The sequence below is a fragment of the Eikenella sp. genome, from assembly GCF_057315495.1.
On sequence record NZ_DBHKXY010000034.1, the window covers coordinates 21,348 to 44,632 of the forward strand.

Sequence of the window (23,285 nt, forward strand, 5' to 3'; positions counted from 1 at the left end):
TTCACGATCAGATGGCGCGCAAGGCTACCTGAAAACCTGAGCGCAGGCAAACCCGAAGTGTTTTCAGGTAGCCTTCGGCATGGCTGTTCCCTATAATCACCCTGCCCAAATCCACAGGAAAACGCTTATGAAAACAACCGCCCTCCTCCTGCCAGCCCTGCTGGCCGGCCTCAGCCTGGCTCCTGCGATAGCCGAGCCGCTCAACTACAACCTGCTCAAATTCAGCGAAACCGTCAGCCGCACCGTGCCCAACAACTGGATGACCGTGCGCCTGAAAGTTTCCTCCACCCACGCCAATCCAGCCCAGGCCGCCGCCGAAACCACGCGCCGCTTAAACATCCTGCAAAGCCGCACCCGCCGCCTTTCCGGCGCGGAAGTGGAGCTGGAAAGCCGCCACGCCTACCAAAGCTACCACAACGGCGCCCACCCTTGGGAAGACATCGCCATCTTGCGCGTTTCCGGCAGCGATTTCCAAGCCATCGGCAAGCTGATTGCCGAAAGCAGCAACGAAGCCGCCATCAACGGCATCGGCTTCTCGCTCAAGCCGGAAAGCCGCCGACAAATTGAAGAAAGCCTCGCCATCGAAGCCCTGCAGAACTTCCGCAAACGCGCCGACACCCTCAGCCGCAGCATGGGCGGCAGCGGCTACCGCGTGGTGGAAGTATCGCTGCAGCAAAATGAACAAACCCTGGCCGTTCCCGCGATGGCACGTGCTGCTGCCTATGAAAAAGCAGGCAGCCCCGAGCCCGTGTTCGACAGCCCGGGCAGCAGCACCGTGCAGCAAACTGCAAACGGCACGATCCAATATTAAATGCTGCCAAATCCTGGCCAGCCTTCGCCGAATGCGATCAGGCTACCTGAAAAGCAAACCGCACCGTATTGCCACGGTGCGGTTTGCTTTATCCGGCTCGGTTTCACAACGGCCACTGCAAGCCGCCGTGTTGTTCCACCAGGGTTTTGAACTGCACCTGAATCCGCGCCAGCGCGGCCTGGTTGTCGCCCTCGAAGCGCAACACCAACACCGGCGTGGTGTTGGAAGCGCGCAGCAGACCGAAACCGTCGGCGAATTCGGCGCGCAGGCCGTCGATGGTAATCAGCTCTTGCAGGCCGTCGAACCGGGCGGCCTGAGCCAAATCGGCAATCAATGCGTGGCCATCGGCGCCTTCGGGCAGGGCGATATTCAATTCGGGGGTGGACACGCCTTCCGGCAAGGCTTCCAGCACGGCGCTGGGGTTAGGGCTGGCTGAAAGGATTTCCAGCAGGCGCGCACCAGCGTAGAGGCCGTCGTCGAAGCCGAACCAGCGTTCTTTGAAAAACACATGCCCGCTCATTTCGCCCGCCAAAAGCGCGCCGTGCTGCTTGATGGCGGCTTTGATAAAGCTGTGGCCGGTTTTGCTCATCACCGGTTTGCCACCGTGCTGCTTAATCCACGGCGCCAGCAGGCGGGTGGATTTCACGTCGTAAATCACTTTCGCGCCGGGGTTGCGAGCGAGCACATCTTGCGCAAACAGCATCAGTTGGCGGTCGGGATAGATGATGCTGCCGCTGCGGGTAACCACGCCAAGACGGTCGCCGTCGCCGTCGAAAGCCAGGCCGATTTCAGCCGCGCCGGCCTGCACGGCACGGATAAGGTCTTGCAGATTGGCGGGTTTGGCGGGGTCGGGATGGTGGTTGGGGAAATGGCCGTCCACTTCGCAAAACAGCTCTTCCACTTCGCAGCCCAGCGCACGATACAGCCGCCCGGCAAACGCTCCGGCCACGCCGTTGCCGGCATCGACGGCAATTTTCAGCGGCCGTTGCAGGCGGATATGGCCGGCGATGTGTTGAATATACTCTTCTGCCACATCCAAACGGCGCACGCTGCCTTGCGGGCTACCTGAAACAAAATCCTGCGCTTCGATGATACCGCGCAACTCTTGAATGCTTTCCCCGGCCAGGGTATTGCCGCCGAGCATCATTTTGAAGCCGTTGTAATCGGGCGGGTTGTGGCTGCCGGTAATCATCACGCCGCTGCCGGAGCAATGCTGCACGGCGGCGAAATACAGCATGGGCGTGGCCACCATGCCCACATCGGCCACTTCCAGCCCGCCTGCGGTAAGCCCGCGCATCAGCGCAGCCTGCAATGCCGGGCCGCTGAGCCGGCCGTCGCGCCCCACGGCAATCTGCCGCAGGCCTTGCCGGGCAGCACGCGTGGCGATGGCGCGGCCGATTTGTTCGGCAGTCTCTTCGGTGAGGGTTTGGCCGACGATACCTCGGATATCGTAGGCTTTGAAAATGCTGGGGGAAATGGGCATGGGGGGTTCCTTTGTTTGGAGTGGTGGAGGCTACCTGAAAACATAGAGTGGGATTTTTTCAGGTAGCCCTCTATACGAAAAATAAGGGGCTATATTGGGTTGAATATAAAAATATTGATATAACCCTCAAACCTTAATCCTTGCGGCTCCAAATTATCTTTAAATTGCATAATAATTGGACGGTGGTTTGCTGGAAGGAAATCATCATTGTCGGCAGACAGCCTGCTATACAGGCGGTACTCCCGGAATATAGGGTAGTTGAAATCCTCATAGATATTGGCGCAGACTACAGACGAGCAATCTCCTTGGATAAGCCGACCACGATACACTACTGGATATTGGGTTTGACTATTACCAGAATCAGCAATGGCTGCCGTGCCACCCAGCAGCACAACTGATAGAGCAAAATATCGGGCAAACTTCATAGTATTTTTTTCGTGAATATCTTTTCAGGTAGCCTTTTATCCAGCAAAAGCTACCTGAAAATTCTCCCGCGCTATTGCTGCGGCTTGCTGCTCAGCTGTTGTGCTTTTTCAATCAGCTGCACAAACTGGCGGCGCAGACCGTGGTGGTCGGGAGATTGGGCGCGGCGGGCCAGCTCGAGGGTTTGCGGCCAGCCGAAGTTGCCGCTGTATTTGCCGCCGCGAAGGAGTTCGCCGAAGGCGGCTGCGGCCACGGCCTGGCGGGTGGCGTTGCTGCCTTGGGCCAGCGGTTTGCTGCCCACGGCCACCGGGCGGTTGATGAGGATGCTGTTGCTTTGGCCGGGCAGTTTGTAGCGCAAGTTGATGAAGGCGTATTCGCTGCCGGCTTTATCGTTGGCGGCGGGGACGGCCTGGTAGCGGCTTTCGGGCAGCCAGCCGGTTTGCCCGGCGGGGATGATTTCATACAGCGCGGTAACGTTGTGGCCGGCGCCGATGTCGCCTGCGTCCACTTGGTCGTTGTTGAAGTCTTCGCGGGCAAGCATGCGGTTTTCATAGCCGATCAGGCGGTATTCCTTCACGGTGGCAGGATTGAATTCCACTTGGATTTTCACGTCTTGCGCCACGGTGGCGAGCGTGGATGAGAGCTGGCGGTGCAGTACTTTCTGCGCTTCTTCGGGGCTGTCGATGTAGCTGTAGTTGCCGTCGCCGGCATCGGCCAGCTGCTCCATCAGCCGTTCGTTGTAGTTGCCGCTGCCGAAGCCGAGCGTAGTGAGCGAAATGCCGCTTTTGCGTTTTTCGGCCACCATGCTGCGCAGGGTGTTGAAATCGGTGATGCCCACGTTGAAATCGCCGTCGGTGGCGAGCAGGATGCGGTTGATGCCATTGCGGATATAGGCGCGCTGGGCGGCCTGGTAGGCCTGTTGGATGGCATTTTCGCCGGCGGTGGAGCCGCCTGCCTTCAGGCTGTCGAGCGCGGCGAGGATTTTCTGCCGCTGGTTGCCGGGGGTGGGCGGCAACACGACTTTGTTGCCGTCGGCATAGGTAACGAGGGTGATGCGGTCTTGGGCGCGGGTTTGGTGCGCAAGGGTGCAGAGGGTGTATTTCACCATCGGCAGTTTGTCGCGGCTATACATGGAGCCGGACACGTCCACCAGGAACACAAGATTGGCCGGCAGCAGCGCGGCTTGGCCCACTTCTTTGGCCTGAATGCCGATGCGGATCAGCTTGGCGCCGTTGCGGAAGGGGGAATCCACGGTTTCTGTGTGTACGGCGAAAGGTTTGCCGTCGGTAGGCTTGGCGTAGCCGTAGTCGAAATAGTTGATGATTTCTTCAATACGCACGGCATCGGCGGGCGGCAGGCGGCCGGTTTGAGTGAGGAAGTGGCGGATGTTGGCGTAGCTGCCGGTGTCCACGTCGATGCTGAAGGTGGAAACGGGCTGCTCGGCCACGGCGTGCACGGGGTTGGGCTCATAATGGCCGTAGCGCTCGGTATTCTGGCGCGGCAAAGCCATTTGGCGAGTAGCCACGGAGCCAACAGCAGCCTCAGCCATTGGTGCGGCATTGGCCGACAAATCTGCGGGGGCAGCACTCTTCACCGCCGCCTGCGGCATGGCGCGTAAGCTGAGGCGGGCATTTCGGGATTCATAATAATCCGGCTGTTCATCTAAATAACGCGAACAGGCCTGATGAACGCGCTGGGCATTGTCTGCCAGCGCAGGCAGGGCGGATACAGACAATAAGGCCAGCAAAACGGTGCGGGCAAACGGCGGTTTGTGCATGGCAAACTCCTTGGTAAGCAGACAGGGAAAATAGCTGCCATTATATAGCCGCCCACGCCGCCTGCAAACCAAACGCCGCGCCCTGCCGCCGCTCTATTTTCAGGTAGCCTCCAAGCCGTTTTGGGCCAGCATTCGGGCGCGGATTTTGGTATCATTCCCCTATTGGCAATAGGCTACCTGAAACCGGCCGGCCTAAACCTAACTGAGGAGAAAATCATGTCTTTCAGAGAAATGAAACACGCAAACCAACAGCTATCCAACGAAGAAGCCATCGCCATTTTGCAGCGCGGCAAATCCGGCGTGCTCGCGCTGCACGGCGACAACGGCTATCCCTACGCCGTGCCGATCAGCTACGTTTACCACGAAGGCAAAATCATCCTGCACGGCGCGCCCGCAGGCCATAAACACGAGCTGCTCGCGCGCGACAACCACGTTTCCTTCTGCGTGGTGGATCTCAACGACATCGTGCCGCAGGAATTCACCACCTATTTCCGCAGCGCCATCGTGTTCGGCACAGTACGCACCGTCACCGACCCCGCCGAAAAACAGGCCGCGCTCGAAGCCGTGGGGCACAAATACTCCCCCGGCCAAAACGGCCTCCTGCCCTATATTGGCAAACATTTTGATTATGTGAAAATGATGGTTCTAGAAATCGACCACCTCACTGCCAAAGAATCCATCGAGCTCGTCCGAGCCAAAACCACCCATTCATAACCAAGGAAAACCATGTCAAACCAAGCCCCCTTCCCCGCCCTTGCTCCCGACCTGTTGGTTTCGCCGCAAATCAGCCGCCAAGACATCCTCGCCGCCGCCGCTGCCGGCGTGCAAACCATCATCTGCAACCGCCCCGACGGCGAAGAGCCCGGCCAGACCAGCTTCGAGCAAATCCGCCATTGGGCAGCCGAAGCCGGCATCCGGCACGTTATTCACCAGCCCATGCTCATGCCGCAAATCGATGCCGCCGCCGCCGCACAGTTTGCCAAACACCTGGCCGAGCACCCCGCGCCCGCCCTTGCCTACTGCCGCAGCGGCACCCGCAGCAGTTTCTTGTGGGCCATGGGGCAGGCCGCCCAAGGTGCAGACCCGCGCCAGCTGGTGCAAACCGCTGCCGCCGCCGGCATCGACCTCACTGCCGCCCTGCCGCGTTTGCAGGAAGCACAAGCATAGGCTGGATTGGCCTGCGCAATCTTAACTTTGGTGCAGCGAAACCTTTCAGGTAGCCTCATCTACCATCCAAAGGCTACCTGAAACGAGTGAATCAGCGTTTCTGCAAAGCCAACGCCTCTGCTTCAACAAAGTTAAAACCCGGCCAGATGCAATAAAACTTTGGGCAGACCGTTTTCAGGTAGCCTCATCCGGCAGGCTAAAGGCTACCTGAAACTACCTTAAAAAATGTCTTGGTATAGCCCAAGTAGAGATTCAGCAAAGCTCAAGCCCCGCCCACACAAAAAAGGAGCCGCCCATGCACTATTGGTATTGGTTTATCGCCGCAGCCGCCCTGTTCGTTCTCGAAATGTTCAGCGGCACGTTCTACCTGCTGGTGGTCAGCATCGCCCTGCTCGGCGCAGGCGTGGCTGCCTGGCTCGGCGCGGGCAGCGGCGTATCGCTGCTGGTGGCCGTGCTGCTTTCCGCGGCCGGCATCGCCGCTGTGTACCGCATCCGGCGCAACCGCCGCGCCCACGCTGCCGATGCCGAAGGCGATTTAGACATCGGCAACACCGTGCTGCTGCACCAGCCCCAATCCGGCAGCCTGTGGCTCGTGCAGTATCGCGGCACTTATTGGCAGGCCGAAGCCCCCTTCCCCGCCCATGCCGGCCAAGCCGCACGCATCGCCGGAAAATCCGGCAACATCTTGATTTTGCAACCTCTGGATGAAAACTGATGGATATCGTTACCCTGGCAATCCTGTTTGCCGTTATCGTTGTATTCGGCTTTAAAGCCTTCACCGTCGTGCCGCAGCAGGAAGCCTATGTGGTGGAGCGGCTCGGCCGCTTCCATGCCGTGCTCAACCCCGGCCTCAACTTCCTCATCCCCTTCCTCGACCGTGTGGCCTACAAGCACCTGCTCAAAGAAATTCCGCTGGATGTGCCCAGCCAGGTGTGTATCACCCGCGACAACACCCAGCTCACCGTAGACGGCATCATCTACTTTCAAGTAACCGACGCCAAACTGGCCTCCTACGGCTCCAGCAACTACATCACCGCCATCACCCAGCTCGCCCAAACCACCCTGCGTTCCGTTATCGGCCGCATGGAGTTGGACAAAACCTTCGAAGAGCGCGACGACATCAACCGCACCGTGGTCGCCTCGCTCGATGAAGCCGCCGTATCCTGGGGCGTGAAAGTATTGCGCTACGAAATCAAAGACCTCGTTCCGCCGCAGGAAATCCTGCGCGCCATGCAGGCGCAAATCACCGCCGAACGAGAAAAACGCGCCCGCATCGCCCAATCCGAAGGCCTGAAAATCGAGCAAATCAACCTTGCTTCAGGCGAGCGCGAAGCCGAAATCAAAAAATCCGAAGGTGAAGCCCAAGCCGCCGTCAACGCCTCGCAAGGCGAAAAAGTGGCCCGCATCAACCGCGCCCAAGGTGAAGCCGAAGCCCTGAAACTGGTGGCGCAAGCCAGCGCCGACGCCATCCGTCTGGTGGCCGACGCCATCAACCAGCCCGGCGGCAACGAAGCCGTTAATCTGAAAGTGGCCGAACAATACGTGGACGCCTTCGCCAAACTGGCCAAAGAAGGCAACACCCTGATTATGCCCGCCAACGTGGCCGACATCGGCGGCCTCGTCTCCGCCGGGATGAGCATCATCAAAGGCCAACAAGGCAAAACACCTGCGGCTTAATTGGTACGGAATGTACAAAGGCTACCTGAAATAGTTTCAGGTATCCTTTTGTTATTAATCCCTACCATTTCGGTTCAACCACAGCTGAGAGTGGTAGGTGGTCGGAGAGTTGTTGCCACGGCAGGCCTTGGTGGCTTACTGCGCTTAATACGGTTAGGTGGCGAGTGTAGATACGGTCTAGGCTGAGTATGGGCAGCCTTGCGGGGAAGGTTTTCGGCCGCCCGGAGGAAAAATCGGCGAAGGCTTCGTCTAAGCCGAGCAGCTGGCCAAAACGACTGCATGAGCGTTGCCGCCAGTCGTTGAAGTCGCCGGCAAGAATCAGCGGGGCATCGGGAGGGATTTGGTGTTCGATGTAATCCGCAATGGTGCGATATTGCCGTTTGCGGTCGGTTTCGCGCAGGTTGAGGTGCACGCAGAGGCAGATAAGCGACCTATCCCAGCCGGGCGGCTGAATTTCGCAATGCAGCACGCCGCGTTGTTCGAGCCGGTTGACCGATACGTTTAGATTGGTGTGCATCTGCAGCGGCAGGCGGCTGAGAATGGCGTTACCGTGGTGGCGGCCGGCATAGGTGGCGTTTTGGCCGTAGCTGCAGGCAAAAGCGAGCTGCCGGCCGATCACTTCGCCGTGTGGCTCGGCAGGAAATTCGGGCACGTTCTGCTGCCGTTTGTGGTGTACGCCCTGCACTTCCTGTAAAAACAGGATGTCAGTGTCGAGATGCTGCAGGGCATCGACCATTTGCGGCAGTTGTAGCCGCCGATTTAGCGGCGACATGCCTTTGTGGATATTGTAGGTGGTGATGGAAACGGCGCGGCTCATGGTGTGGCGTGGCAAAGAAATTTAATGCTGTTTTTCAGGTAGCATCTTATGTGCCAACCTGCAATACTCTGCTAAATATGGCCTGTCTATGCCATTTTCCAACTGCTTCAGTCAAAACTTTTCATTTCTATTGTATCCAGCCTGCTTGGCATCTGCTTCCTGTCATCCCTCCCTATTCCGGGCAAAACAAAAGGCCGCCTCTCGGCAGCCTCGGGGAAACACGGCAGCAAATTAGCGTTTGAACATATTGCCGTATTTCTGATTGAATTTGTCCACACGGCCGGCGCTATCCACGATCTTCTGTTTACCAGTGTAGAACGGGTGGCACTCAGAGCAAACTTCGATGTTGAATTCGGTTTTGCTCATGGCAGATTTAGTGGTGAATTTGTTACCGCAAGAGCAGGTAACATTGACTTCGTGGTAGTCAGGATGAATTTCAGGTTTCATGGTTTTTCCTTTAAAAAGCGGGTATAGGGAATTTGCCTATACTACAGACAAGCGGCGGATTGTACTTAAAAACGTCCATTAAGGCAATAGGCTGCGCGCATATTAGGCTACCTGGAAACTTATTTTTCGGCTATTTAGGCTGCGAACGCAACTGCTGCAAATGTGTCCGCACTTGGCGCACGTTCTCTTCGGTAAACAAATCCTCGATATTGCGCCAGATGCTGTGGAAGCCGTAGGGGCCGTGGCGCATTTCGTTTTTGGCTTGCTCCACCGTCCAGCCCTGGTAGATGATGCGGTACATGCCGGCAATCAGGCCGGTGCGGTCGGCGCCGTGGTAGCAATGGATCAACACCGGCCCTTCAGCCTGCTGCTGTTCAATCAAATATAGCGTTTCGGCCACCTGCTGCGGCGTAATCCGCCAAGTGAGCAACGGGCGGTTGAACAGCGAGATACCCCGGTCGGCCAATACTTTGCGGTCGCCGCTACGATTGAAGTAGCGCAGATTCACGACGCTTTTCACATTCAAAGATTGCAACAGCGCCACATCTTCTGCCACCGGCTGCTCGCTGCGGTAGAGTTTGTCGTCCACCCGATACAGATTAGCCGCCTTGCTCACCTGCTCCGCCCAAGCCGGCTGCCCGGCCGGCGGCGTTTGCACCTGTGCCTGCGGCTGCGCACAGGCACTCAGCATAAGTGCCAGCAACAGTCCGCCCAAACAGGTTTTATTCATTTTTGTTCCCATTGCGTAATCTCTTTATTTAATTCTGTAACACGCTATTCAAATGAAACTTTCAGGTAGCCTTCTTCGCAATCGCAGGCTACCTGAAAAACAATAACGGCACGCATTGTAAATAAGCATGCCCGTTCCGACAACCGCCGCCACACTTGGAGGCTTTGTCTAAAAAATGTACAATTCCCAATTTACAGCAGTTCAGCTTTATGCAAATCGGCCCCTATACTGTTTCCCCCGCCGTGGCGCTCGCACCGATGGCCGGCATCACCGATAAACCGTTCCGTATGCTGGCACGGCAATTCGGCGCTGGCTGGACAGTGGGCGAAATGATCAGCAGCAACCCCGATCTGCAAAACACGCGCAAAACCCTCAACCGCATCGACCGCAGCGGCGAAAGCGGGGTGATTGCCGTGCAGATTGCCGGCAGCAACCCGGCTCAAATGGCTGAAGCCGCCCGCTACAACGTGGCGCAGGGTGCGCAGCTTATCGACATCAATATGGGCTGCCCGGCCAAGAAAGTGTGCCAAGTGCAGGCCGGCAGCGCCCTGCTGCAAAATGAGCCCTTGGTGGCCGAAATTTTAAATGCCGTGGTGCGCGCGCTGGATGTGCCGGTTACGCTCAAAACACGGCTGGGCTGGCACGACGAACACAAAAACATCCTCACCATTGCCCGCATGGCCGAAGACGCCGGCATTGCCGCCATCGCCATCCACGGCCGCACCCGCACCCAGATGTATCGCGGCCAAGCCGAATACGGCCTGATTGCCGAAGCCAAACGCCGCCTAAGCATTCCCGTGTGGGTAAACGGCGATATCGACAGCCCGCAGAAAGCCGCGCGCGTATTGGCCAAAACCGGCGCCGACGGCGTGATGATCGGCCGCGCCGCCCAAGGCCGGCCTTGGCTGTTTCACGATGTGGCGCACTACCTCGCGCACGGCAGCCTGCCGCCGCCGATACCTTTTCAGGTAGCCTCCGAAGCCTTGCTCGGCCATATCCGCGCCATGCACGGCTTCTACGGCGAAGTGGTCGGTATGCGTATTGCCCGCAAACACATTGGCTGGTACCTAGCCGACCTGCCGGAGGGCGAAGCCGAACGCCGTCGCCTCAACGCGCTGGAGAGTGCCGAAGCGCAATACAACGAGCTGGCCGCTTTTTTGGCCGCGCAGTCCGAGCAACACGAATACTGGCCCTGCCCCTGGCGGCAGGCCTGAAACACTGCAAACCGTACTAAGGGAAAGCCTGAAGCACCTGCTGCCACATCATGTGCCGGTTTGCCACCCCATTTTTACACCACAATAATAAAAGGAGAGCAAAATGCTCCGTCAGAACAGCCATATCACTACTTGCATCGAAAACAGCCTGCAGCAATACTTTACCGATCTCGACGGCCAACCGGCGCACGACGTGTATCAAATGGTGTTGCAGCAAGTAGAACTGCCTCTTTTGCGCTGCGTGATGGCGCATTGCGAAGGCAACCAATCCAAAGCCGCCCAAGTGCTCGGCCTAAACCGCAACACCCTGCGCAAAAAGCTCAGCGCCTACGGCTTGATTTAGCCGCCGCGCCATGGCCAATATTTTTCAGGTAACCTCTTACTCCAAACCACAAGGAACACTAAATGACCCAAATCGGCATCATCATGGGCAGCAACAGCGATTGGACCGTGATGCAGCACGCCGCCGCCGTGCTCAAACAATTCGGCATCGCCTGCGAAACCCGCGTGGTTTCCGCCCACCGCACGCCCGACTTGATGTTTGAATACGCCGAAACCGCCCGCGAGCGCGGCCTGCAGGCCATCATTGCCGGTGCCGGCGGTGCTGCCCATCTACCCGGCATGGTGGCTGCCAAAACCACCCTGCCAGTGCTCGGCGTGCCTGTGCCCAGCAAATATTTGCGCGGCGAAGACTCCCTGCTCTCTATTGTGCAGATGCCCAAAGGTATCCCCGTGGCCACCTTTGCCATCGGCGAGGCCGGCGCCGCCAACGCCGCCCTCTTTGCCGCTGCCCTGCTCGCCAACCATGATGCCGCCATCGCGCAAAAACTCGCCGATTTCCGTGAAACCCAGCGCCAAACCGTGCTGGCCATGGAGCTGCCTGAAGCCGAATAGCGCAAACCCTGCTTTCTTGCCTTGTGCTGACTGTGCCCCTGCAGTTTGCTGCCCGATATGAAAGAAATAGCTGCCGCCACAAAGCCAGGCCATTCCAGGCTACCTGAAAGCAACCCTGCCTCCAGGCCAAAATAGCAATTATTGCCAGACAAAGCCGCACAAACCGACAAAAACGCAAGGATTGTTCGCCAAAACTGCCAAGCTGTGCCACAATCCACCCACTATCCCACTAACCGAGAACCTGCCATGACACAAGAAACCGCCTTGGGAGCCGCCCTCAAATCTGCCGTGCAGACCATGAGCAAGAAAAAGCAAACCGATCTGATTGCCGACCACATCTACGGCAAATACGACGTATTCAAACGCTTCAAACCCCTGGCCTTGGGCATCGACAAAGACCTCGTTGCCGCCCTGCCCCAATACGATCCTGCCCTAATCGCCCGCGTGCTTTCTAACCACTGCCGCCGCCCGCGCTACCTCAAATCGCTGGCACGCGGCGGCAAGCGCTTCGATTTGAACAACCGCTTCAAAGGCGAAGTCAGCCCCGAAGAGCAGGCCATCGCCCAGCAACACCCCGCCGTGCAGGAAATGCTTGCCCGCCAAGCCGCCAAGCAGGCCGAACAACAAGCGGCCGAGGTTGAAGCCGCCGTTGCCGAACAGCCTGCCGAAGCCGCAGCGGAAACGGCTGCGCCCGCCACAGAAACCCCTGCCGCCCCGGCAGCCGAATAAATCTATGGCCCATAAAGGCTACCTGAAATTTTCAGGTAGCCTTTTGCTGTGTTTAAGATGGCACTACCGAATACACACAACGACAGGCTACCTGAAACTTTCAGGTAGCCCCAAACTCTAATCCCACATAAAGGAACACCACATGCGTGCACCTATCCTCCTCCCCATCGCCGCCCTACTGCTCGCTGCCTGTGCCGGTAACCCCCTGCCCCCGCCCACCGCCGACCAGCCCACCGACACCTCCATGATCAACACCGCCTATTGGACTGCCCAGCCCTACTGCGCCGGCCGCGTGCAAATGCGCCTGCCTGCCGAGCGCCGCTACGGCTCAAGAAACCAAGGCCAAACCGAAAGCTACCGCTACAACGACTGGCAAATCAATCACTACGTCGACGATTGGCGTTTCCTCAACGTCATCCTCACCAAAAGGCGGCAAGGCGGATTTAACCGCTATTTTGAGCGGAGTACCGGCCATGGTGAAGGCTATATCGGCGAGCGCGAGCTCATCCCCGGCCGCGCCTTCCTGCAATTCACCCGCAAAACCCCCATGTTCGACGGCAGCCGCCTGAGTGCCAGTCTCGGCATCCGCTACGATGCCGAGCTCATCGTCAAGCTCGGCCCAAACGGCGGTTTCCACACCGACGGCGAATTAAAAATCCCCACCCCGGGCGGCACAGAGCCGAACAACTGGCGTGAACAGGAACGCTCACTGCTCAACAAAGCAACGCATGAAATGCGCCGCGACCTCACCTCCCGCCTGCGCGAACGCCAACCATACGAAGTGCCCAAACACCAAGGCGTGTGCATCCCCGACGGCTTCTTCGCCGACAACGGAGACACCCCCTTTAAAGGCAGCTCCCGTGTTTATTTCGCCGGCCAAGACGACACCTACATCATCATCTCCCACGGCCGCAACCCGCGCGGCGCTTCCATCGCCAACGGCCGCAACCATCCCGACACCGAAGGCTTGAAAGGCCTGATGCAATCGCTCACTGCCCGCGCCATCCGACAAGGCCCGCGCACCATCAACGGCATGCCCGGCTACGAAAAAATCAGCCGCTGGGACGGCAACCACTACCTGCTTAGGTGGGAGCGCGAAAGCGACCACCTCCTCGTGATGATGCCCTTCGGCACCGAAACCTTTGACGGTACCAAACGCAGCCAGCAGGAAATCCTCGCCATTTGGGACACCGTCCTGGCCACCCTCAAACCGGTGGAATAAACCGGCAGCCCAAGCAAAAGGCTACCTGAAACGGTTTTTCTGTTTCAGGTAGCCTTGATTTATCGAGGGTGCCACAGCTATTGCCACTTTCCTTAGCACAGGCAAATTAGTCTGCCGGCAGCTTATCTTTTTTCAGACCAGCCAAAGCCTATCTTCCCGCATCCAAGTTCAACGGAATCGGATCCGGAGCCTTGTTTGGGCTGTATGCATCAAAATAAATCATCCGTTCCTGTTCATTCCATCTCAATTTGCGCGATGGGGAAGAATGTTCGGTCAATATACTCTCCAAAGCAGCACGGCGATTGTCAACCGGCAGGAGGTATAAGGCCAAGGCTGCTTGGAAAGCGCGCTGATGCATGGCGGTATCTTGCAGGCGGTAGACGTATTCGCCAAACGAAGGTATCGCGATATCAGAAGTCAAACAACCAACGCTATTCCTCACACACGCCCATTTTTCGATCAGTGTTTTTTCCGACAACGGCTGCCATGGCGCTTTCTGGTCGGCCTGCAAAATCGCAGCGGCTTCCGGCTTGCAGCAGGCAACATAATACGGCGCCGCCATGGCGAGGCTGTGTGCCGTATCCAATACTCTGGGGCCATACGATTGGCCTGAGTGTCATCTGCTGCACTTCGTTTTCCAATTTGTGCTGTAAGTTGGCAAATAAACGGAATTCGTCTTGTATTGCCAGGCAGATGCTTTGTTCTTGTTCGGTCAGCACATCAAACATGCCGCCGCATTCAGCAGGCAGGCGGTTGGCCCATTCAGGTTTTTCATACAGCATTTGTACTGCCAAGTCGGTATTGCGGAGGATAACGGCGTTACCAATCATGGGGTAAATTAGGCCGGGGCGGCTGTGCAGCAGGCTGCGGCCGGTTTTGATATTACGGCAGACACGCCGCCAGGCTTCATGTTCGCTGCCCTGCGCCCAATCCAGCGCGGCTACGGCATGGCTGCGGAAGATCAATTCAAAACGAGGCAGGCGTATTTCGCCCAAATCTGCTTCATCATTTGGCCAATCATGCGGGGCGAAGGTGTCGTAATCGGCCAGTTTACCCACATTGGCAAACAGTTCAGCCTGTTTTCCCGCCTCGGCACGGTATTGCGGCAGATGTGCGCGGATTCCGACCAAATATTGCGCGGCCGTGCCGGTAAGTTTCAATGCGTCGCCATCAGACAGCGGCAGGCGTTTGGCCGCTAATTCTTGATGCTGCTTAAAAGCATCGCTATCGCCTTGGATGATATGGCCGAAGCGGCGCATCAAATCGGCGCGCTCGGCATCATCGATAGTCCGGTATTCCAACAGCCACAGCGCGTCTATACCATTTTTCACAGACGGCGGCGGCGCAGGCGGGGCGGCCAGCAAGGCCAAGTCGGCTTCGGCAGCACGGATTTCGCGCTGTTTCAGCCATTCTGGGAACAGATACAGCGTAGAAACAACAGACAGGATTAGGATGGCAATTACACCAAACAAATATTTCAGGTGATTCATGCGGTTCTTTCATAGCCAGGCTGTTCAGAATTATAGCGAAAGCAGGCAGCCTAGCGAGAGGCTACCTGAAACAATTTATCCCTTTCAGGTAGCCCCTCGCCATTCTGAAACAGCAAACAAAAAACAGGCCGGATTGCTCCGGCCTGTTTCCCTTCATATCTCTCCCAACTAAGCCGCCACCGGCTGGTTGCGCAGCAGGCGAATAAGTTTGGCGATGCGCGCTTTCATTTCACGGCGGTCCACAATCTGGTCGATGGCGCCTTTTTCCAGCAGGAATTCGGCACGCTGGAATCCTTCGGGCAGCTTTTCGCGCACGGTCTGCTCGATCACGCGCGGGCCGGCAAAGCCCACCAGCGCGTTCGGCTCGGCCAGCACCACGTCGCCTAAAAAGGCAAAGCTGGCAGAAACGCCGCCCATGGTCGGGTCGGTGAGCACGGAAATAAATGGCAGCTGTTTATCGCTCAACAAGTGCAACACGGCACTGGTTTTGGTCATCTGCATCAGCGAGCTCAGGCCTTCCTGCATCCGCGCCCCACCGGAAGCGGCCACGCAGATAAAGGAGCAGCCGTTTTCCGCAGCCTCACGCACGCCGCGCACGAAACGTTCGCCCACCACCGAGCCCATCGAGCCGCCGATAAAGCGGAATTCAAATGCAGCCACCACCACGGGCAGCCCGTCCATTTCGCCTTTCATCACCACCAATGCATCGTTTTCGCCGGTGGCTTTGCGCGCCGCACTGAGGCGGTCGGGGTATTTTTTGCTGTCTTTGAATTTCAGAATATCGGTGGGCTTCACCTCGGCGCCGATTTCTTCGCGGCCTGCTTCGTCTAACAGCAGATCCAGCCGCTCGCGGGCGCTGAGCGGATTATGGTGGTTGCACTTGGGGCAAACTTGGTGGTTTTCTTCCAAATCGGAGGCATACAGCACTTCAGAGCAGGCCGGGCATTTGCGCCACAGGCCTTCCGGCACGCCGGATTTGCCGCTGTCTTCGCGTTTGATTTTCGGGGGGAGGATTTTATCGAGCCAACTCATGATTTACTCCATTTGCTCCTAATTAGGTTTGGTTTGCCACTCGGGGCAACAGCCGGGCGGGATAGTAGCCAATAGCGGCGGTTTAGGCAAGTTTTGTAAAGACCGCAAGGATTTTGCCCGGCTGCGGGCGGCAGTTTTACAGGCAAATCGGGCGGTAGGCCAAACAGGCATCCACCACTTCTTCCGCCGTGGGCGCGTAATCCGCCGGATCACCGCTGCGGGCGTTCCACCCTTCGGGGTAGAAAAACAGGCTGCTGCCTTCGGGATGGGGCACGTTGCGGTCAAACTCTGCTATCAAACCGTCCAACACATCATCGTCTTCTTCCACCAAGATGCGCTGCCCTAAGTCGATTAATTCGTCCCGCGTCATTTTCAGGTAGCCTCAGATGGCTTCTTTCAGGCTTTTCAACAACTTGACAGCAGCTTCGACTTCGCGGCCGGGGTTGGCTTCGATTTCTTTCACAATGCGGCTGCCGATCACCACGCCATCGGCCACAGCGGCGACTTGCCGCGCGCTCTCGACATCGGAGATGCCGAAGCCCACGCAAATCGGCAGCGGCACATGGCGGCGCAGCACAGCCACTTTTTCCGCCACTTCCGCGGTGTTCAGGCTGGCCGAGCCGGTAACGCCTTTGAGCGATACGTAATACACGAAGCCGGAAGCCAGCTTGGCAATTTCAGCCATCCGCTCCTCGCCGGTGGTGGGGGCAACCAGGAAAATGGTGTCGAGCCCTGCGGCTTTGAGCGCGTTATGCAGCGGAGCCACGGTTTCAATCGGGCTATCCACCGTGAGTACGCCGTCTACGCCGGCCTCTTTGGCGGCACGGGCAAATGGCTCATAGCCCATTTTGTGAATCGGATTCAGGTAGCCCATCAGCACCACAGGCGTGCTTTGGTTGCTTTGGCGGAAGCGGCGCACGGTTTCCAATACGTCTTTCAGAGTAACTCCGTTGGCCAAGGCGCGTTCGGCCGCACGCTGGATGGTGGGGCCGTCCGACATCGGGTCGGAAAACGGCACGCCCAGCTCGATGATGTCCGCACCGTTGGCGGCCAGGCTGTGCATCAGCTCCAGCGTGGTTTCAAGGTTTGGGTCGCCGGCGGTGATGTAGGCAACCAAGGTTTTATGTGTATCGGCATTTTGAAAAACTTGTTTAATTCTGCTCATGATTTCATCCATATCTGAGGCTACCTGAAAACCAAATAAAAGGTTTCAACTAGCCGTTGGTTTAATTCTTCAACGACTGCACCGGCGCGGGAATCCGCCCTCCGCGGTTCACAAACACTTCGCAGCTTCCTTCCTTCACCGGCATTATCGGCGCGTAGCCCAGCAACCCGCCGAATTCCACGCTTTCTCCCACGCCCTTGCCGGTTACGGGAATAATGCGCACAGCGGTGGTTTTACTGTTGATCATGCCGATGGCGGCTTCATCGGCGATGATGCCGGAAATGGTGGCGGCTGAGGTGTTGCCCGGCACGGCAATCATGTCCAGCCCCACCGAGCATACGGCGGTCATGGCTTCGAGTTTGTCCAGCGTCAGCACGCCGCTTTCCGCCGCCGCAATCATGCCTTCGTCTTCCGACACGGGGATGAACGCGCCGCTCAGGCCGCCCACGGCGGACGATGCCATCATGCCGCCTTTTTTCACGGCGTCGTTCAACAGTGCGAGTGCGGCGGTGGTGCCGTGCGTGCCGCAGACGGTCAGGCCCATGGCTTCCAGAATGCGGGCGACGGAATCGCCGACGGCGGGCGTGGGCGCAAGCGACAAATCCAAAATGCCGAACGGAATATTCAGACGGCGTGCCGCTTCCTGCCCGATCAGTTCGCCCACCCGCGTGATTTTAAACGCGGTTTTCTTCACGATTTCGGCAATTTCAGTCAAATCCTTGCCATCGCAATCCGCCAACACGGCCTGCACCACACCGGGGCCGGATACGCCCACGTTCAGCATTACATCGCCTTCGCCCGCGCCGTGGAACGCGCCCGCCATAAACGGATTGTCGTCCACCGCGTTGCAAAACACGACGATTTTGGCGCAGCCGAAACCTTCGGGCGTGATTTCTGCTGTGCGTTTGATGGTTTCCCCCATCAGCTTCACCGCATCCATATTGATGCCGGCGCGGGTGCTGCCGATATTGACCGAGCTGCACACGATATCGGTGGTTTTCATCGCTTCGGGGATGGAACGGATCAGCACTTCATCCGAAGGTGACATGCCTTTTTGTGCCAGCGCGGAAAAGCCGCCGATAAACGACACGCCGATGGCTTTGGCTGCTTTATCCAGCGTTTGCGCGATGGAAACGTAGCTGTCCGCCCCCGTGGCCGCGGCGATTTGGGCGATGGGTGTTACGGAAATGCGCTGGTTCACAATCGGCACGCCGTATTTGGCCGACAGCTCGCAGGCTACCTGAACCAAGTTTTTGCCAACGCGGGTGATTTTATCGTAGATATTTTGGTTTAGCTGATCGATATCGGGCGAAATGCAATCGTGCAGGTCGATGCCGATGGTAAGCGTGCGCACGTCGAAGTTTTGATCGGCCACCATGCGGACGGTTTCGAGGATTTCGGTAAAGCGAAGGGACATTTTCAGGTAGCCTTTATATTGTTGGGTTAGATTTTGAGTTTGACATACATATTTCCATGGGTCCCCTCAACACTTTTGCGCATCTGGTATGCAAATATCTCTGAATATTTCTTTACTAAATCAGTAAGTTTTTTGCAACCATAGGTACGCGGATCAAAATCAACCTGTAAACGTTTCCAAGTTGACCCCAAAGCGGCAGCAGTAATCCATTCATCATCAAACTGTTCAAAAACTTTATGTATGGTTTCCAAAGGAAGCGGTATTTTCGGCAACTCTTCTGTTATTTGGTTTGTGGTATCTGCAACATGAGAAGTGGTTTGTACCAATACTGCTTTTTTGGATTGCTCAGCATTTGCCATTTTTCCCACAGCTTCCGGCATCAGATTTTCCACATAGATAAACTGGCTGCATGCATTACGAAAAGCTTCCGGTGTTTGCTTTTTACCAAAGCCGTAAACTGTTACGCCTTGCTCCTTCAACCGAATAGCCAGCGCGGTAAAATCACTATCACTCGATACGAGGCAAAAACCATCAAACCGATCTGTATAAAGCAAATCCATTGCATCGATAATCATGAAGCCGTCGGTAGCATTTTTACCCGTGGTATAAGCAAACTGCTGAATCGGCTTGATGGCATGTTCGTTAATAACAGCTTTCCATTTACCATTATCGCCAACAAAGTTGCCATAGATACGTTTTACCACCGCTTCGCCGAATTTGGCGGTTTCTTCCAAGATGGCATTAATAGATTGTGCAGATGCATTATCGGCATCAATCAATACCGCTAGTCGCGCGGATTTCTCTTCAGCTACATTAAAGCTAATCTTGTGTCTAGACATTATCGTTGCCTATTTTTGAGTTTGAAGGTAATAGCAAGACTGTTCAAATCACTGCATTGCCAGTGAAGGCACAGGCTGGATGAATCTAGATATTCCCTTTTTCAGGTAGCCTACAAATTAAATCCGGTGCATGGCGTTGAACAAGGCCTCGTTTTGCATGCGGATATCCAAGCCCAACTTCTCACCGGCTTGGGCGAACACGCTCAGCATTTTTTCTCGGCTTTGCGGGCAGCGGCTGGTGTCCATCAGGATAATCATGGTGAAATATTCACCCATGAGCTGCTGGCTGATATTGAGGATGTTGATTTGGTGCTCGGCCAAGAGTTTGGATACGTCGTAAACGATGCCGATGCGGTCTTTGCCGATAATAGTGAGTATGGAATGGGGGCTGGGCTGGGGCATAGTCATTCAATTTCCGTTTGAAAATTTGAGGCCTTTGCGAAGTGCCGCTCTGCGGTGTGTTCGCAAAGGCCTCTAGGATATAAGCATAAAACAGTGGCCGCGCTCAATCATCCTGTTTGCCGTTTTCTTCGGCATCAGCCACCATCTGTTCGGCGGCTTCTTGGGTGAGGGTGGCGAAACCGGCAGGCAAATCCAATGTTTCCAGCGTGGTTTTGCCGGTGGGTTTGTCGGCCATTTCGGCAAATGCCTGCTGCAGGGCTTCTTGCTGCTCGGCGAAATCGGGATGCAACACCACCATATGTGTGACGGCGGCAAAACTGCTTTCCTGCAAAACACGCAGCTGCTCAAGCGTGCGCTTGCTCATGTGGGCATAGGTGCCAGCCATAAAAAAGCCGGCCTGTGCTTGGCCCCTAATCAGAGCGGAAGCTGCCTGGGGAAAGGTAGCGGCTTCTTCGATTTTAAGCTGTTCCACATCCAACCCGGCCTGTTTCAACAAACGCAGGCCAAGGCAGCGGATATCGGGATTGGGACCGGTTTTAATCAGCGCATCAGCCGGCAGGTCTTCCATTTTTTGATATTCTGATTCAGCGGATACGGCCACCACGGCTTCATCAAATTTATCTTTCAGGCACACCAGCGGCAAATAGCCTTTGTCTTTAATCAGTGCCACGGCATCAAAGGCATTGGCATAGAGCATGTCCATTTTACTGACATCGGCCAGCTCTTGTATTTCTTCAGTATTAGCAGGCAGATGTAGATGGATGGAGAGTTCGGTTTCGCGCTGCAAATGGCTGCTGAGCAGATACCAATGGCTGAAATGATCAGGCAGGTAGTCCGGCGCCACCACAAAGTTGATTCCAGCTTGTTGCACCATAAAACTTTTTCCTTGTTTTTGCTGGGTAATTCCTGTATTTACAACAAATGAGGATGTGTGTTTGTGTTTCAAGATTGGATTGAGGCTACCTGAAAACTTAGAAATTCAAACATCAACTGCATTCCAAGCACCCTACCCTTATCGTTCCAAAACAGCAGGGGCGAAAAGAGTCATTATCGTTCTAATGTAATTATCTTACCACCTTTACCTACGATAAAAAACCACCTATATAGGTGATTTTTTGCTTGACATGGATTTGAGAGAAGCTGCATCAGGCAAGGGTTTGCTACCAATATTGATTCTCCTCCGCCACATCAGGTGTGTATACCCAACACCATACGGCAAAGGCTACCTGAAAATGCAAAAAGAGCCGGCTGCTTTAGCCGACTCTTTGAAATTTGGTGGAGGTAAGCGGGATCGAACCGCTGACCTCTTGCATGCCATGCAAGCGCTCTACCAACTGAGCTATACCCCCGAAATTTGGTGGCGAATCAGGGACTCGAACCCCGGACACAAGGATTATGATTCCTCTGCTCTAACCAGCTGAGCTAATTCGCCGTTCATTCAGAAAGCGCGCATTATACGGCTTTCTTCAATTCTGTCAAACCCAAAAACAAAATTTTTTTGCTACCGCCTGATTTATATAGATAACTAATTTTCACCATGCTTTTGCAAAATCCAAACAGGCCGGCATTTCCACTCGCCGGCCTGTTGGTTTGAAGCATCAATCCGCAAACTGTTTCTTCATGCGTTCGCGCCGCTCTTGCGCTTCCACCGACAAAGTAGCGGTGGGTCGGGCAAGCAGGCGTTTGAGGCCGATGGGCTCGCCGGTATCAACGCAGTAGCCGTATTCGCCTTCATCAATCTGACGCAGCGAAGCCTGAATCTTATTCAGCAATTTGCGCTCACGGTCGCGGGTGCGCAACTCCAGCGCATATTCTTCTTCCTGCGTGGCGCGATCGGCCGGATCGGGAGCAGCTTCATGGTTTTGCAGATGGCCGGTGGTGTCGGCCGCCTTTTGAATCAGCTCATCTTGCAGCTTAACCAGCAACTCACGGAAGAAAGCCAGCTGATCGGCATTCATATACTCCTCTTCCGGGCCTTTCCAGTTGATGATGTCTTGCTCGGTTAGTTTTGCCATGAGTTACCCTTTTTGTGAAATTCTACCAACCGCCCCTTCCCGCCAGCGGCTGCTTCTTTTATAAAAAGGCGGAATATAAAACAGCCGCCAGCTTATGGCAAGAGCAAAAAATTCAAATGCATGATAATTGCCGGCAAGCCCCAGCCAATCCAGCCCCATAGCAAAAGCGCCAACAGGCTACCTGAAAAATCCCAGCGGCCGATGCGTAAAAAGGCAAACGGGCGGCACAGCGGCTCATACACACGGTTGAGCACCGCCACCAGCGGCGAATACGCCTGCGATAAGGAAAGCACCATGCGCCACAGCAAACCGCCCAGCAGCACATAAGCCGCCGAACGCGTAAGGGCGAGCGCAGCAAGCAACACATCAGCCGCTGCGATCTGCCAGCCGAACATCCCCGTCGGCAAATTGATGAGCGACAACAACAAATACAACACCACATACAGCAGCCAGGCCGCCAAAATACAGGCGCTGTCCAAGCCGCCCAAGGGCGGCAGCAACCGACGCAGCGGTTTCACCAGCCAGTCGCTGCTGCGGCAGCAAAACTGCGCCAGCGGATGCATATAGTTCAAACGGCCGTATTGCAGCAGGCAGCGCGCCAACAGGAGCATGGCCAGCGCATCGGCGAGCAGGGCGACAAATTGATTAAACATACCGCCTTATTCCGCCAGCTGTTCGGCCAATTCCTGCGAACGTGCCACGCAAGCAGCCACGCCCGCGCCAATCGCTTCGGCCACACCGTGCGCCTCAAAGCTTTGCAGCGCAGCATAAGTGGTGCCGCCTTTGGAAGTAACTTTTTGCCGCAAATCGGAAAACTCTTCCCCGCTCTGCTCAGCCAGCCGCACCGCGCCTTGGAAGGTGGCCAAGCTGAGCTGTCGCGCTTCTTCCGCATTGAAACCTTGCTGCCTTGCGGCGTTTTGCAGCGCTTCAAGCAGGTAGAACACATAGGCCGGGCCACTACCGCTGATACCAGTGATGCGGTGCAGGCCGTCCTCACTATCCAGCCACAGGGTTTGCCCGCTGGCGCGCATAATGCGGTCGGCCAATTCGCGGTCGGCTGCGGATGCGCCGTTGTCGGCAAACAAACCGGCCACACCCTGCCCCACCTGCGCCGGCGTGTTCGGCATGATGCGCACGATACGGCGCGTACCGCCCAACCAGCGGCTCAAGGCCGCACACGGCAGCCCGGCGGCAATCGACAACACCAGCGCGCCGCCCGTTTGCACCTTTTGCAGCGCCGCCTGCATATCTTGCGGCTTCACCGCCAACACCAGCACGTCGCTATCATTCAGCGGCGGCAGCTCTGCTGCGGTGGCGATACCGTATTGCTGCGCAAGCGTGGCCAGTTTGTCGGCACTGTAGTCGATGGCATAGATATCGAAACCGCCGGCGCGGCTCATGCCAGCGATAATGGCAGAGGCCATATTGCCTGCGCCGAGAAAATAGATGCTCATGATGTTTCCTTATGTGGTGGTTTGAAAGTTTCAGGTAGCCTCATCTACCTGCCGACAGGCTACCTGAAAACCTATCTGCA

28 protein-coding genes and 2 tRNA genes are annotated in these 23,285 nt (G+C 56.4%); 10 read left to right on the forward strand and 20 right to left on the reverse strand.

Features of this window, described 5'->3' with window-relative positions; translation table 11 throughout:
* Positions 1-127 precede the first annotated feature (127 nt).
* A complete protein-coding gene (locus tag ACO6EE_RS05705) occupies positions 128-811 on the forward strand; it encodes an SIMPL domain-containing protein (RefSeq protein ID WP_485959871.1) in 684 nt (227 codons plus the stop codon).
* Positions 812-914: 103 nt separating this feature from the next.
* On the opposite strand, the gene ACO6EE_RS05710 is transcribed toward ACO6EE_RS05705, so the two are convergent.
* From ACO6EE_RS05710 to ACO6EE_RS05720, 3 genes are all read right to left on the reverse strand, one after another.
* Positions 915-2,294: a phosphomannomutase/phosphoglucomutase gene (locus ACO6EE_RS05710; protein WP_485959872.1), complete on the reverse strand. Its 1,380-nt coding sequence runs from the start codon at positions 2,292-2,294 to the stop codon at positions 915-917.
* Positions 2,295-2,383: 89 nt separating this feature from the next.
* Positions 2,384-2,719, reverse strand: a complete 336-nt coding sequence (locus ACO6EE_RS05715) for a hypothetical protein (RefSeq protein WP_485959873.1) — start codon at positions 2,717-2,719, stop codon at positions 2,384-2,386.
* Positions 2,720-2,790: 71 nt separating this feature from the next.
* Entirely contained in the window at positions 2,791-4,494 is a 1,704-nt protein-coding gene (locus tag ACO6EE_RS05720; protein ID WP_485959875.1) for a vWA domain-containing protein, read from the reverse strand.
* A gap of 216 nt (positions 4,495-4,710) precedes the next feature.
* Between ACO6EE_RS05720 and ACO6EE_RS05725 the strand changes: the two genes are divergently transcribed.
* The 4 genes from ACO6EE_RS05725 to ACO6EE_RS05740 all read left to right on the forward strand — a co-directional run bounded on the left by ACO6EE_RS05725 (position 4,711) and on the right by ACO6EE_RS05740 (position 7,338).
* Entirely contained in the window at positions 4,711-5,208 is a 498-nt protein-coding gene (locus tag ACO6EE_RS05725) for a pyridoxamine 5'-phosphate oxidase family protein (protein WP_485959876.1), read from the forward strand.
* A 12-nt stretch (positions 5,209-5,220) separates the two neighbouring features.
* The gene (locus ACO6EE_RS05730; RefSeq protein WP_485959878.1) at positions 5,221-5,661 is read left to right on the forward strand and encodes a protein tyrosine phosphatase family protein; all 441 of its coding nucleotides are present in this window, start codon (positions 5,221-5,223) and stop codon (positions 5,659-5,661) included.
* A 295-nt stretch (positions 5,662-5,956) separates the two neighbouring features.
* Positions 5,957-6,376 (forward strand): NfeD family protein, encoded by a 420-nt coding sequence (locus ACO6EE_RS05735; protein ID WP_485959879.1) that lies wholly within the window; start codon positions 5,957-5,959, stop codon positions 6,374-6,376.
* The gene (locus ACO6EE_RS05740) at positions 6,376-7,338 is read left to right on the forward strand and encodes an SPFH domain-containing protein (protein WP_064084671.1); all 963 of its coding nucleotides are present in this window, start codon (positions 6,376-6,378) and stop codon (positions 7,336-7,338) included. The genes ACO6EE_RS05735 and ACO6EE_RS05740 overlap by 1 nt, the downstream gene beginning before the upstream one ends.
* Before the next feature lie 61 nt (positions 7,339-7,399).
* Here the strand turns inward: ACO6EE_RS05740 and ACO6EE_RS05745 are convergent, their stop codons facing one another.
* The 3 genes from ACO6EE_RS05745 to ACO6EE_RS05755 form a co-directional block, all read right to left on the reverse strand.
* Positions 7,400-8,155, reverse strand: a complete 756-nt coding sequence (locus tag ACO6EE_RS05745) for an endonuclease/exonuclease/phosphatase family protein (RefSeq protein WP_485959880.1) — start codon at positions 8,153-8,155, stop codon at positions 7,400-7,402.
* Positions 8,156-8,386: 231 nt separating this feature from the next.
* Positions 8,387-8,602, reverse strand: coding sequence for a 50S ribosomal protein L31 (gene rpmE / locus ACO6EE_RS05750; RefSeq protein ID WP_064090120.1), 216 nt, complete (start codon positions 8,600-8,602; stop codon positions 8,387-8,389).
* A 130-nt stretch (positions 8,603-8,732) separates the two neighbouring features.
* Positions 8,733-9,332: a dual specificity protein phosphatase family protein gene (locus tag ACO6EE_RS05755; protein ID WP_485959881.1), complete on the reverse strand. Its 600-nt coding sequence runs from the start codon at positions 9,330-9,332 to the stop codon at positions 8,733-8,735.
* A 209-nt stretch (positions 9,333-9,541) separates the two neighbouring features.
* On the opposite strand from ACO6EE_RS05755, the gene dusB reads away from it, so the two are divergent.
* The 5 genes from dusB to ACO6EE_RS05780 all read left to right on the forward strand — a co-directional run bounded on the left by dusB (position 9,542) and on the right by ACO6EE_RS05780 (position 13,391).
* Complete coding sequence (dusB, locus tag ACO6EE_RS05760) at positions 9,542-10,546, forward strand: tRNA dihydrouridine synthase DusB (protein ID WP_485959883.1); 1,005 nt, start codon at positions 9,542-9,544, stop codon at positions 10,544-10,546.
* Positions 10,547-10,649: 103 nt separating this feature from the next.
* Positions 10,650-10,889 carry a DNA-binding transcriptional regulator Fis gene (gene fis, locus ACO6EE_RS05765; RefSeq protein ID WP_049258047.1) on the forward strand — a complete coding sequence of 80 codons (240 nt, stop codon included), beginning with the start codon at positions 10,650-10,652 and terminating at the stop codon, positions 10,887-10,889.
* Between the two features lie 62 nt (positions 10,890-10,951).
* Complete coding sequence (gene purE / locus ACO6EE_RS05770) at positions 10,952-11,440, forward strand: 5-(carboxyamino)imidazole ribonucleotide mutase (protein WP_485959884.1); 489 nt, start codon at positions 10,952-10,954, stop codon at positions 11,438-11,440.
* 246 nt (positions 11,441-11,686) lie between these two features.
* Positions 11,687-12,169, forward strand: coding sequence for a ProQ/FINO family protein (locus tag ACO6EE_RS05775; protein WP_485959886.1), 483 nt, complete (start codon positions 11,687-11,689; stop codon positions 12,167-12,169).
* A 142-nt stretch (positions 12,170-12,311) separates the two neighbouring features.
* A complete protein-coding gene (locus ACO6EE_RS05780) occupies positions 12,312-13,391 on the forward strand; it encodes a T6SS immunity protein Tli4 family protein (RefSeq protein WP_485959888.1) in 1,080 nt (359 codons plus the stop codon).
* A gap of 148 nt (positions 13,392-13,539) precedes the next feature.
* On the opposite strand, the gene ACO6EE_RS05785 is transcribed toward ACO6EE_RS05780, so the two are convergent.
* The 14 genes from ACO6EE_RS05785 to proC all read right to left on the reverse strand — a co-directional run bounded on the left by ACO6EE_RS05785 (position 13,540) and on the right by proC (position 23,205).
* Entirely contained in the window at positions 13,540-13,812 is a 273-nt protein-coding gene (locus tag ACO6EE_RS05785; protein ID WP_485959889.1) for a hypothetical protein, read from the reverse strand.
* Positions 13,813-13,822: 10 nt separating this feature from the next.
* Positions 13,823-14,881 (reverse strand): hypothetical protein, encoded by a 1,059-nt coding sequence (locus ACO6EE_RS05790; RefSeq protein WP_485959891.1) that lies wholly within the window; start codon positions 14,879-14,881, stop codon positions 13,823-13,825.
* A gap of 168 nt (positions 14,882-15,049) precedes the next feature.
* Entirely contained in the window at positions 15,050-15,913 is an 864-nt protein-coding gene (accD, locus tag ACO6EE_RS05795; RefSeq protein WP_067447199.1) for an acetyl-CoA carboxylase, carboxyltransferase subunit beta, read from the reverse strand.
* Between the two features lie 136 nt (positions 15,914-16,049).
* Complete coding sequence (locus ACO6EE_RS05800; protein WP_485959892.1) at positions 16,050-16,283, reverse strand: colicin immunity protein; 234 nt, start codon at positions 16,281-16,283, stop codon at positions 16,050-16,052.
* A 12-nt stretch (positions 16,284-16,295) separates the two neighbouring features.
* Entirely contained in the window at positions 16,296-17,078 is a 783-nt protein-coding gene (trpA, locus tag ACO6EE_RS05805) for a tryptophan synthase subunit alpha (protein WP_485959893.1), read from the reverse strand.
* A 61-nt stretch (positions 17,079-17,139) separates the two neighbouring features.
* Positions 17,140-18,495, reverse strand: coding sequence for a DUF711 family protein (locus ACO6EE_RS05810; RefSeq protein WP_485959894.1), 1,356 nt, complete (start codon positions 18,493-18,495; stop codon positions 17,140-17,142).
* Between the two features lie 26 nt (positions 18,496-18,521).
* Positions 18,522-19,334 carry an NYN domain-containing protein gene (locus tag ACO6EE_RS05815; protein ID WP_485959896.1) on the reverse strand — a complete coding sequence of 271 codons (813 nt, stop codon included), beginning with the start codon at positions 19,332-19,334 and terminating at the stop codon, positions 18,522-18,524.
* Positions 19,335-19,451: 117 nt separating this feature from the next.
* A complete protein-coding gene (locus tag ACO6EE_RS05820; protein ID WP_485959898.1) occupies positions 19,452-19,742 on the reverse strand; it encodes an ACT domain-containing protein in 291 nt (96 codons plus the stop codon).
* Positions 19,743-19,839: 97 nt separating this feature from the next.
* A complete protein-coding gene (locus ACO6EE_RS05825) occupies positions 19,840-20,610 on the reverse strand; it encodes a PhnD/SsuA/transferrin family substrate-binding protein (RefSeq protein ID WP_485959900.1) in 771 nt (256 codons plus the stop codon).
* 399 nt (positions 20,611-21,009) lie between these two features.
* Positions 21,010-21,085, reverse strand: a tRNA-Ala gene (locus ACO6EE_RS05830).
* Between the two features lie 6 nt (positions 21,086-21,091).
* A tRNA-Met gene (locus ACO6EE_RS05835) sits at positions 21,092-21,168 on the reverse strand.
* Between the two features lie 166 nt (positions 21,169-21,334).
* Complete coding sequence (gene dksA / locus ACO6EE_RS05840; protein WP_003823010.1) at positions 21,335-21,751, reverse strand: RNA polymerase-binding protein DksA; 417 nt, start codon at positions 21,749-21,751, stop codon at positions 21,335-21,337.
* Between the two features lie 92 nt (positions 21,752-21,843).
* Complete coding sequence (locus ACO6EE_RS05845) at positions 21,844-22,404, reverse strand: YggT family protein (RefSeq protein ID WP_485959901.1); 561 nt, start codon at positions 22,402-22,404, stop codon at positions 21,844-21,846.
* A gap of 6 nt (positions 22,405-22,410) precedes the next feature.
* Entirely contained in the window at positions 22,411-23,205 is a 795-nt protein-coding gene (gene proC, locus ACO6EE_RS05850; RefSeq protein ID WP_485959902.1) for a pyrroline-5-carboxylate reductase, read from the reverse strand.
* Between the last annotated feature and the right edge of the window lie 80 nt (positions 23,206-23,285).

Bases quoted from the DNA above. Each gene is read 5' to 3' on its own strand.
- dksA (WP_003823010.1), bottom strand. From the start codon at position 21,751: ATGGCAAAACTAACCGAGCAAGACATCATCAACTGGAAAGGCCCGGAA.
- ACO6EE_RS05740 (WP_064084671.1), top strand. From the start codon at position 6,376: ATGGATATCGTTACCCTGGCAATCCTGTTTGCCGTTATCGTTGTATTC.
- ACO6EE_RS05820 (WP_485959898.1), bottom strand. From the start codon at position 19,742: ATGACTATGCCCCAGCCCAGCCCCCATTCCATACTCACTATTATCGGC.
- ACO6EE_RS05730 (WP_485959878.1), top strand. From the start codon at position 5,221: ATGTCAAACCAAGCCCCCTTCCCCGCCCTTGCTCCCGACCTGTTGGTT.
- ACO6EE_RS05800 (WP_485959892.1), bottom strand. From the start codon at position 16,283: ATGACGCGGGACGAATTAATCGACTTAGGGCAGCGCATCTTGGTGGAA.
- ACO6EE_RS05825 (WP_485959900.1), bottom strand. From the start codon at position 20,610: ATGGTGCAACAAGCTGGAATCAACTTTGTGGTGGCGCCGGACTACCTG.
- ACO6EE_RS05845 (WP_485959901.1), bottom strand. From the start codon at position 22,404: ATGTTTAATCAATTTGTCGCCCTGCTCGCCGATGCGCTGGCCATGCTC.
- dusB (WP_485959883.1), top strand. From the start codon at position 9,542: ATGCAAATCGGCCCCTATACTGTTTCCCCCGCCGTGGCGCTCGCACCG.
- fis (WP_049258047.1), top strand. From the start codon at position 10,650: ATGCTCCGTCAGAACAGCCATATCACTACTTGCATCGAAAACAGCCTG.
- ACO6EE_RS05790 (WP_485959891.1), bottom strand. From the start codon at position 14,881: ATGAATCACCTGAAATATTTGTTTGGTGTAATTGCCATCCTAATCCTG.
- ACO6EE_RS05780 (WP_485959888.1), top strand. From the start codon at position 12,312: ATGCGTGCACCTATCCTCCTCCCCATCGCCGCCCTACTGCTCGCTGCC.
- accD (WP_067447199.1), bottom strand. From the start codon at position 15,913: ATGAGTTGGCTCGATAAAATCCTCCCCCCGAAAATCAAACGCGAAGAC.
- ACO6EE_RS05705 (WP_485959871.1), top strand. From the start codon at position 128: ATGAAAACAACCGCCCTCCTCCTGCCAGCCCTGCTGGCCGGCCTCAGC.
- ACO6EE_RS05815 (WP_485959896.1), bottom strand. From the start codon at position 19,334: ATGTCTAGACACAAGATTAGCTTTAATGTAGCTGAAGAGAAATCCGCG.
- ACO6EE_RS05720 (WP_485959875.1), bottom strand. From the start codon at position 4,494: ATGCACAAACCGCCGTTTGCCCGCACCGTTTTGCTGGCCTTATTGTCT.
- trpA (WP_485959893.1), bottom strand. From the start codon at position 17,078: ATGAGCAGAATTAAACAAGTTTTTCAAAATGCCGATACACATAAAACC.
- ACO6EE_RS05775 (WP_485959886.1), top strand. From the start codon at position 11,687: ATGACACAAGAAACCGCCTTGGGAGCCGCCCTCAAATCTGCCGTGCAG.
- ACO6EE_RS05715 (WP_485959873.1), bottom strand. From the start codon at position 2,719: ATGAAGTTTGCCCGATATTTTGCTCTATCAGTTGTGCTGCTGGGTGGC.
- ACO6EE_RS05725 (WP_485959876.1), top strand. From the start codon at position 4,711: ATGTCTTTCAGAGAAATGAAACACGCAAACCAACAGCTATCCAACGAA.
- ACO6EE_RS05710 (WP_485959872.1), bottom strand. From the start codon at position 2,294: ATGCCCATTTCCCCCAGCATTTTCAAAGCCTACGATATCCGAGGTATC.
- rpmE (WP_064090120.1), bottom strand. From the start codon at position 8,602: ATGAAACCTGAAATTCATCCTGACTACCACGAAGTCAATGTTACCTGC.
- ACO6EE_RS05735 (WP_485959879.1), top strand. From the start codon at position 5,957: ATGCACTATTGGTATTGGTTTATCGCCGCAGCCGCCCTGTTCGTTCTC.
- proC (WP_485959902.1), bottom strand. From the start codon at position 23,205: ATGAGCATCTATTTTCTCGGCGCAGGCAATATGGCCTCTGCCATTATC.
- purE (WP_485959884.1), top strand. From the start codon at position 10,952: ATGACCCAAATCGGCATCATCATGGGCAGCAACAGCGATTGGACCGTG.
- ACO6EE_RS05755 (WP_485959881.1), bottom strand. From the start codon at position 9,332: ATGAATAAAACCTGTTTGGGCGGACTGTTGCTGGCACTTATGCTGAGT.
- ACO6EE_RS05745 (WP_485959880.1), bottom strand. From the start codon at position 8,155: ATGAGCCGCGCCGTTTCCATCACCACCTACAATATCCACAAAGGCATG.
- ACO6EE_RS05810 (WP_485959894.1), bottom strand. From the start codon at position 18,495: ATGTCCCTTCGCTTTACCGAAATCCTCGAAACCGTCCGCATGGTGGCC.